Annotated in this window: 1 protein-coding gene; it reads left to right on the top strand. The window is 67.2% G+C overall.

The genetic code is table 11. The features are described 5' to 3' along the window. Positions 1-165: 165 nt before the first annotated feature. Positions 166-2258, top strand: a 2093-nt coding sequence (locus tag EOA38_RS34135; RefSeq protein WP_145966212.1) for an efflux RND transporter permease subunit, incomplete at its 3' end; no start/stop codon positions are given.

Here is a 2258-nt window from a genome sequence, read left to right as displayed (position 1 = left end):
ACCCCAGGCGGTGCGCACGATCCATGGCGTCGACTACGTCAGCGTCGATACGGCGAACGGGCCGCTCGACGTGGCGGTGGTGCTCGGCGAGCGGTTCGAGGATGCCGGCGAGCAGCGCATCGAGGTGCTGACCGGCCTCGCCGAAGGCGACAAGGTCGTCATGCCATGAAGCTCGGCATTGCCGGCAGGCTCACCCGCTCCTTCATCGGCTCGCCGCTGACGCCGCTCTTCCTGCTGGCCGCGCTTGCCCTCGGCCTGGTGGCGCTGGTGACGCTGCCGCGCGAGGAGGAGCCGCAGATCTCCGTGCCGATGGTCGATATCCACGTCAGGGCTGACGGGCTCAGGGCCGAGGATGCGGTCAAGCTGGTCACCGAACCACTGGAGACGATCATCAAGAGCATCGATGGCGTCGAACACGTCTATTCGCAGACCGCGGACGACGGCGCGCTGGTCACGGCCCGCTTCAAGGTGGGCACCAGCTCGGACGCCGCCGTGCTGCGCGTGCACGACAAGGTGCGCGCCAACCTCGACCGGATTCCGGTCGGCGTTCCCGAGCCGCTGATCGTCGGGCGCGGTATCGACGACGTCGCCATCGTGGTGGTGACGCTGACGCCGACGCCGGAGGCCGCCGGCCGCTATTCCTCGGCCGACCTGACGCGGCTGGCGCGCGAGCTTCAGGTCGAGGTCGCCAAGCTCCCCGACATCGGCCTGACCTACATCGTCGGCGAGCAGCCGGAGGAAATCCAGGTCGAGCCCGATCCGGAGAAACTCTCGCTCTATGGGATCACGCTGCAGCAACTGACGGCCAAGATCGCAGGCGCCAACCGCTCCTTTCAGCTCGGCACGGTGCGCGAGCAGGGCAAGCAGCAGGTGCTGGTCGCCGGTCAGACACTGCAGGGGTTCTCCGACATAGGCAACCTGCTGCTGACCGCCCGCGACGGGCGGCCGGTCTATGTGCGCGACGTGGCCCGCATCGTGCTGGCGACGGCGCCGGCGGAAAATCGTGTCATGAACGTGACCAAGACCGCCGACGGGCTGCAGCGCGGTCCCGCCGTCTCGCTCGCCATCGCCAAGCGGCCCGGCACGAACGCCGTCCTCATTGCCGATGCCGTCGGCAAGCGGCTGGAGCAGACGCGCGGACAGATATTCCCCAAGGACGTCGGGATGACCGCGACCCGCGACTATGGCGAGACCGCCAACGAGAAGGCGAACGAGCTTCTCTTCCATCTCGGCCTGGCGACGATCTCCATCGTCGTGCTGGTCGCCGTCGCCATCGGCTGGCGCGAGGCGCTGGTGGTGGCGGTTGTCATCCCAACGACGATCCTGCTCACGCTCTTTGCCTCCCGCATCATGGGTTACACGCTGAACCGCGTCAGCCTGTTCGCACTGATCTTCTCGATCGGCATCCTGGTCGACGACGCCATCGTCGTCATCGAGAACATTGCCCGCCACTGGGCCATGGATGACGGGCGTTCGCGGAGCGCCGCCGCCATCGACGCTGTCGCCGAGGTCGGCAACCCGACCATCGTCGCCACGCTGACCGTCGTCGCGGCGCTGCTGCCGATGCTTTTCGTGTCGGGCATGATGGGACCGTATATGAGCCCGATTCCGGCCAATGCCTCGGCCGCGATGCTGTTCTCCTTCTTCGTCGCCGTGATGCTGACGCCCTGGCTGATGATGAAGCTTGGCCGCAGGCAAGAAGCGGCGGAAGCGCGGACCGGCCATGGCGACGGACATATAGGAGCGCTCGGCCGCGCCTATGTCGCGGTCGCCCGGCCGATCCTGAAGTCGCGCCTGCGTGCCTGGATGTTCCTGCTCGTCGTCGGTGTCGCGACGCTGTCTTCCATGGCGCTGATCTACACCAGGCATGTGACGGTGAAGCTGCTTCCGTTCGACAACAAGACCGAGCTGCAGGTGGTCGCGGACCTGCCCAAGGGCTCGTCCGTCGAGGACACGAACCGGCTGCTGCAGGCAGCGGTCGACCGCCTGGCCGGCGTGCCGGAGGTCGTCTCCTTCCAGACTTATGCCGGCTCCGCCGCGCCCTTCAACTTCAACGGACTGGTGCGCCATTATTATCTGCGCTCCAGCCCCGAGCAGGGCGACGTGACTGTCAACCTAGTACCGAAGGGTGAGCGCGGCCGCGCCAGCCATGCCATCGCGCTCGACATACGCGAGCGCCTGAAAGGCCTGGCCATGCCGGCGGGCACAGTCATCAAGGTGGTCGAGCCGCCGCCCGGACCACCGGTGCTGGGCACGCT

Source organism: Mesorhizobium sp. M1E.F.Ca.ET.041.01.1.1 (genome assembly GCF_003997355.1).
Classification (GTDB): domain Bacteria; phylum Pseudomonadota; class Alphaproteobacteria; order Rhizobiales; family Rhizobiaceae; genus Mesorhizobium.
This window is presented reverse-complemented; position numbering and strand designations above follow the sequence as displayed.